This is a genomic window from Nitrosomonas supralitoralis, assembly GCF_003011925.2.
Taxonomy (GTDB): domain Bacteria; phylum Pseudomonadota; class Gammaproteobacteria; order Burkholderiales; family Nitrosomonadaceae; genus Nitrosomonas; species Nitrosomonas supralitoralis.
On record NZ_PXXU01000139.1, the window covers coordinates 1 to 1,713 of the forward strand.

Annotated in this window: 1 protein-coding gene; it reads left to right on the forward strand. The window is 44.2% G+C overall.

The annotated features are described in order from the left end of the window. Nucleotides 1–307: 307 nt before the first annotated feature. Nucleotides 308–1,588, forward strand: coding sequence for a flavin-containing monooxygenase (locus C7H79_RS17000; RefSeq protein WP_106708407.1), 1,281 nt, complete (start codon nt 308–310; stop codon nt 1,586–1,588). Nucleotides 1,589–1,713 lie beyond the last annotated feature (125 nt).

Below are 1,713 nucleotides of genomic sequence, written 5' to 3' on the forward strand. Positions count from 1 at the left end.
GAACGTGACCTCATGGCTTTATTGCGTGGGGATCCACTCATAGATAAAAATGCTAACCATTGCCAGATGGACTTGCTGTGAAAGTTAACGGGACAGTAGTGAAGTGAATTAGTGTATACGGGTGATAGCAATACCACCAAGCACAATATTTATTCGGTTGCTGATATAAACCATAGTGTTAACTGATTGCCACGTTCCCTGTGGTGCTGTTGTACTGCACTACGTCCTTATGTCAGTTTATTAGTACCTCAATAAATACGATAAAATGATCCATTCTCGATAACGTTAAACTTACACAGTTAAAAAAATGCGCATTGCAATAATTGGCGCTGGTTGTTCCGGCCTTGTCGCAATCAAGTATCTGGTTGAAGCAGGCTTGAAAGATATCGTCTGCTATGAAAAAAGCGACCAGATCGGTGGTAACTGGGTATATACAGCAACATCAAGCCATAGCAGCATCTGCAGGACAACGCATACTATTTCCAGCAAGTCCATGTCACAATTCAGTGATTTTCCAATGCCGGACGACTATCCGGATTATCCCAGCCACCAGCAGATACTGGCCTATTTTCAGGCATATACTCGGCATTTTCAACTGGAAGAATATATTCGGTTCAATGTTACTGTTCAGCATGTCGAGAAAATAGAAAATGAACGGTGGCGTTTGTCTCTGAGTGATGGCACGCTATCGGAATATGATTATTTAGTCATTGCCAATGGGCATCTTGAGATTCCGCGTCACCCTGACTGGAAAGATAATTTTTCCGGAAAATATCTGCATGCACATAACTACAAAACCAATCAAGGCATAGAAAATCAACGGGTACTCGTGGTCGGTGCCGGAAACTCGGGCTGTGATTGCGCGGTTGAAGCAAGCCGTGATGTCGCTTGCGTCGACATGAGCTTACGCTCACCACAGTATATTATTCCCAAGCTCATTATGGGCAAACCCACTGATACTTTTGCGGCTTCGTTGCAGTGGCTGCCTCAAAGCATACAAAACTGGCTGCAAAAAATTTCCCTGCGTATCCAGATCGGGCATTATCGTGACTATGGATTACCCGAACCTGATTTTTCACCTACGCAAGCACACCCCACCATCAATTCGGAAATCTTCAATAAAATTCGGCATGGCAAAATACGCCCTCGCCCAGGCATTCAAGCTATCTCGGGACAAACCGTGCATTTTAACAATGGCTCATCGCAGGAATACGATGTCATTATTGCCGCAACCGGTTACAAAATCAGTTTTCCTTTCTTTGAAGCAAATTTTATTGACTGGGAAGATGCCGCACATATTTCGCTCTACTTACGCATCTTTCACCCCGATCATCCCAGCTTGTTTTTCATCGGATTAATACAACCTCAGGGATGTCTCTGGACACTCGCAGAAACACAATCTCAGCTAGTCGGACAATTGTTAAGCGGCAAAATTCAGCTGCCCTCTGATTGGCGTAAACAAGCCTCGTGTGAAGGCATGTATTGGACAAAGCAATTTATAACGCGCCCCCGCCATTCGCTTGAAGTTCATTATTATTCCTATCTGAAGCTTCTCCGCCAGAACATCAAGAGCAAGTTGTCGACTTGATAGTGTTCTCAAGGGCACAAACCAATCCCACCAAATGTGGTCATAAAATTGGTACATGCGATTGCACGCTGCGTCCCTTACAATATCGTATATTGTGTCACTACTGTCCCGTTAACTTTCACAGC

Excerpts from the sequence above, each read along its gene's own strand:
- C7H79_RS17000 (WP_106708407.1), top strand. The coding sequence starts at position 308 with ATGCGCATTGCAATAATTGGCGCTGGTTGTTCCGGCCTTGTCGCAATC.